This is a genomic window from Roseomonas acroporae (assembly GCF_023223525.1).
Classification (GTDB): Bacteria; Pseudomonadota; Alphaproteobacteria; order Acetobacterales; family Acetobacteraceae; genus Roseomonas_E; species Roseomonas_E acroporae.
Map to the genome: position 1 here is coordinate 1 of NZ_JALPRX010000191.1, position 3,615 is coordinate 3,615.

4 protein-coding genes and 1 pseudogene are annotated in these 3,615 nt (G+C 64.7%); 3 read left to right on the forward strand and 2 right to left on the reverse strand.

What is annotated here, in order from left to right:
* Positions 1–34: 34 nt before the first annotated feature.
* Positions 35–283 (reverse strand): hypothetical protein, encoded by a 249-nt coding sequence (locus tag M0638_RS27735; protein WP_248670190.1) that lies wholly within the window; start codon positions 281–283, stop codon positions 35–37.
* Positions 284–726: 443 nt separating this feature from the next.
* Between M0638_RS27735 and M0638_RS27740 the strand changes: the two genes are divergently transcribed.
* Positions 727–1,281: a transposase gene (locus tag M0638_RS27740; RefSeq protein WP_408903688.1), complete on the forward strand. Its 555-nt coding sequence runs from the start codon at positions 727–729 to the stop codon at positions 1,279–1,281.
* A 210-nt stretch (positions 1,282–1,491) separates the two neighbouring features.
* Here the strand turns inward: M0638_RS27740 and M0638_RS27745 are convergent, their stop codons facing one another.
* Positions 1,492–2,424: a replication protein RepA gene (locus tag M0638_RS27745; RefSeq protein WP_248670191.1), complete on the reverse strand. Its 933-nt coding sequence runs from the start codon at positions 2,422–2,424 to the stop codon at positions 1,492–1,494.
* A 759-nt stretch (positions 2,425–3,183) separates the two neighbouring features.
* Here M0638_RS27745 and M0638_RS29320 point away from each other — a divergent pair.
* Positions 3,184–3,360 (forward strand): annotated as a pseudogene (locus M0638_RS29320) (hypothetical protein); the annotation flags it as partial.
* Between the two features lie 43 nt (positions 3,361–3,403).
* Positions 3,404–3,571: a DDE-type integrase/transposase/recombinase gene (locus M0638_RS27750; protein WP_408903689.1), complete on the forward strand. Its 168-nt coding sequence runs from the start codon at positions 3,404–3,406 to the stop codon at positions 3,569–3,571.
* The last annotated feature ends 44 nt before the right edge of the window (positions 3,572–3,615 follow it).

Consider the following 3,615-nt stretch of genomic DNA (forward strand, 5'->3'; position numbering starts at 1 on the left):
TGGGCCATCACGCTACAACGACAACCGGGTTGTGTTAGTTCCTCTTAGCCACCAGTAGCTGCGCGACGCCCTCGTCGCCCCTGGGCTTCCGGCCGAGCAGCAGGATGGACGCCCCGCTGGCGTCCTTGAGGACAAAGCCGTCAGGCGTGCCCCGATGGTTCGCGCGCCGGGCATCGACCGTGGCCTCGCGCCCCGCATGGAGGAGCTGGCGGATCAGATTGCCGTTCTCATTCTCGTCCAGGGCATACCGTCGGGGCAGCAGCAGGCGGTCACCGACCTTCATCGTCCAACCTCGTGTCCCGCATGGCCCAGCGACCAAGCAGGCCAGGGCGTCTATATTCACGAGCACGTTACCAGAAACGTGCGCGTTCGGAAAGGCCATACCCATATTTTGTGTCTTATAGGTATGAAACCACAATATGTGGTGCCAACTCGCTGGTAAGTAACTCGTGTCGAGAACACAACAGACTAGCCACAACGGCCGCGAATTCGGATTAAATTCCTATAATTGAGAGTTTAAAAGGAACAATTCCGCTTGCACTGGTCCGCCGGAGCCCCTTACGGATCGTGCCGCTCCCGAGCGGAATGGGCCGTCTGGGGATGGGGTTGGAGGCCGTCGTGGGCAGCCCCACCGAAGCAGAGGCCATAGCGTCGGACACTGTTGGCGAAGTCGGGATACCCAAGTGCGGGGCAGCATAGGATGGGCGTCCCGTTCGGAAACCGGCCATGTCGCTCCGCCCGCAGCCGCTGCCCCCATCTGTACCAGACGACACCGCCCGCGTCGCCCGGTCGGCGTTCCGTCGCGGCAACCCCTACCTGCTCCTGCGCGACCGGCTCGGGGCGGTGTTCACCGATGCCGGCTTTGCCGACCTCTACCCCGCGCTCGGCCAGCCCGCCTACGTGCGCACCAACTTCCGCGCCTCGGACTGCCGCGCGTGTCTGTCACGCGCCCGCTGCACCCGCTCGCGTGATCCCCATCAGGGGCGAGTGCTGACGTTGCTGCCGCAGAGCGAATACGAAGCCCTTGCCGCCGCGAGGGCGCGGGAAGGTGCCCGGGAGGGGCGGCGGCTTTATGCCCTGCGCCAAGGCGTCGAGAGCACGATGTCGCAGGCGGCCCGCGCCTGTGGCCTGCGCCAGGCGCGCTACCGCGGGCTCGCCAAGACAGGGATGCAGAACGTCGCCACCGCCGCCGCCATCAACCTCGATCGGATCGCCGCATGGTTCGCCGGACGACCACTTGCGCCCACCCGCACCTCACGGTTCGCCGCCATCGCTGCGTAATGGCGCCTTCGCCAACAGTGTCCGACACTATGCCCTCGAATCGTGGCAGTGGGGCGGCACGAGGCGCTGGTCCAGGCGGGCTCCTACGCCCGGCTCGCGGCCCTGCAGTTCCACGATGGCCCGGATCGTCAGGGAGAGTGAGGGGGTGACCATCACTTGGTCAGATGATGACCTTCTCGGGTCCTGTTGGGGACTTTGGTGAGCCCGGCCTTACCGGGATGTCACCAGCCGCGGTGGGACCGGCGGCTTCGAGGGCTTGAGCAGGACGCCTTCCTCCTTCACCTCGATGTCAGCGGTAGGATAGACGGCCGTCGCCATCCCCAGGATCCCCGGGAACTTGGACTTGAAATGGTAGAGCTGCTTGAAGCCTTGACCGTGCTGGGCCTTCAACGCCGTCCACGTCACAAGCCGCGGCTTTTCTAAGCTGTGTAGGCGGTAGGCCAGCCAGACGTAACAATCCAGCGCAGCTGAGTTGTTCGACAACGCTTTTATCGCCCCCTCCTCCAGCGGGATGGGATGCTTCCGCAGCTGCTCGAAGAAGGTCTGGCTGAGTCGGGCCGTCTCCAAGTTCAGGCGCCCCTGCCGGTCCTCGCCGTCGTCCATGAACAGTGCGCGGTCCACGATGGCACTGTTTACCAACCCGGCTCGGCCCTGGCCGACGAGGTGGAAAGTGAGTCGGCAACGGCTCAGCAATTCGGCCTGTTCACGCACGCCACGGCCTGATTTCCCGCCCCACGGCACGCCAATGCGGGCCATCCAGTCGCGCCAGGAACGGCCCAGCTCGACCTCCGGAGAGCCTGTCTTTAGCGCTTCTGTCTGAAGATACAGGAGGATGAGCCGGGCATAGCTGCCAAACGGCACGCTCACCTGCTCCAGCGGTCCGAGACCGTCCTTACCAGAGGGGCGACGCCCAGGCTCCACTACGAGGCGCATGCGCTCGCTAGCGACTTCCCAGACCTCGCCTGGCGCCACGCGCCGATGTGGGAGAGCGCATTGCGCCCAGCCACTGTAAGCAAAGGCGAGGGCGTTGTCCTCCTCGGAGAGGTAGCGTGCAGCTGTCTCGATGACGTCACGGGGCGCGGCATCCATCTCGATGGCTACCTGCTTCCCGTGCTCTTCCAGCAGCTTGTGGACTCGCCCCATGTCCTGCCCCCAGTGCCCTCAAACTGGCACTAAAACGGGGGCTTCCGGAACTGGGGACTTTGGAGAGCGGCTACTAGAAAGGGTATTAGAGAGTCTATTATTAGCTTGCTCACCAAAGCCCCCAGGATAACTCCGGGGCCTCCAATGAATCCAGTGGGTGTCCCTCACCATAGTCCCCTCTTCCATCGCCAAAGTCCCCGGGGGCCTGTGGACGGTCGGAAGCCCCTATTCGGAGATGAGGTTATCCCGACTCGGGCTCACCAAAGTCCCCATCCTGGGAAAGGAGAAGCCCGCCGAGCCGGCCCGCAGTCGCCCTCGTTTAGCTCCTCGGCCTCAGCGTCAGGTTGTCCCACCGGGGGCTTCGAACAGACGGATCACCCCAACGACACGAAGTCAGTCTCAAACTGGGTCGGGATCGCTCGGCGATGCCAACACTCTCACAGTCTCGATGGATCTGTCAGCCGTCGCGCCAAGGGCGTCTGGGATGGCCGTCCGGAATGGGCGCGGGTAGGCTTTTGTTGGCTGAGGGGAGACCGGGGAGCCCGGGATGGAGTGCGTGGCCTGCGGCTCGGTGGCGGTGACGGAGCGGCGGGACCGCACGGCGTAGGATTACCGGCGCTTTCGCTGCCGCGACTGCGGCCGGCAGTTCAACGAGCGCAGTGGCGGGCTGCTGAACCGGACGCTGTACCCGAGTGACGTCATTGCCCTGGTGGTGCTGTGGCGGCTGTGCTACCGCCTCACCTTGCGGGACCTGAGCGAATGTTCCTCGGGCGTGGCTTCGTGTTCAGCCGCGAGGCGGTACGGGAGTGGGAAGCCAGGCTCACGCCGGTGCTGACCCACGAATTGCGGCAGCGCTGCCATGGCCAGCGCGGGGCTGGCCGGCGTTCCTGGCACGTCGACGAAACCTATCTGAATGTTCGCGGCCGATGGTGTTATTTGTACCGCGCCATCGACCGGCATGACGACCTGGTCGATAACCATGCTCGGCGAGCACCGCGACATGGCAGCTGCTCAGGCCTTCTTTCGCTCGGCCAGGTCGACCACGGGCATGGTTCCGGATCGCGTCACCACGGATGGGCATGGCTCCTACCCGCGGGCGATCCGCTCGACGCTGGGCCGACGCGTCGAGCATCGCAACAGCGCCTAAGAGGAACTAACACAACCGCTTGCCTTGCCTGAAGGTGATGAGGC